This is a genomic window from Adlercreutzia sp. DFI.6.23 (genome assembly GCF_024462535.1).
GTDB classification, from domain to species: Bacteria; Actinomycetota; Coriobacteriia; order Coriobacteriales; family Eggerthellaceae; genus Adlercreutzia; species Adlercreutzia rubneri.
Window position 1 is genome coordinate 1 of sequence record NZ_JANGBP010000291.1, and the last position, 347, is coordinate 347.

Here is a 347-nt window from a genome sequence, read left to right on the forward strand (position 1 = left end):
CGGGCGTACCTTCCCACGCTGTAGCGCACCTGCTGGGGGGTCAGCCCCGTCTCCCGGGCCGCCTGGGCGGCGGTCGCCCCCTCGGCCACGCGCCTTATCGCCTCGAGCTTGGGGAGCACGGGCTTGGAGCGGTACTGGCACTTGTCGGGGTCGTGCCTGGGATCCGCCTTGATCCAGTTGCGCAGCGTGCTGCCCGAAGGGTACCCCAGCTCGGCGGCGAAGTCATCCACGGACATCTCGCCGGGCATCGAGAACCACAGATCCAGCGCATCCTGCTTGGCCCTCTTGTCGTACATTCGAACTCCCTTCCGGACACCTGGGTGTCCAACTTGGAGTCCGCACCCCCC

Annotated in this window: 1 protein-coding gene; it reads right to left on the minus strand. The window is 68.0% G+C overall.

Annotation, left to right across the window (positions count from 1 at the left end; genetic code table 11):
• Positions 1–296: helix-turn-helix domain-containing protein (locus NE591_RS13425; RefSeq protein WP_256156884.1), on the minus strand; the 296-nt coding region annotated here is incomplete at its 3' end.
• Between the last annotated feature and the right edge of the window lie 51 nt (positions 297–347).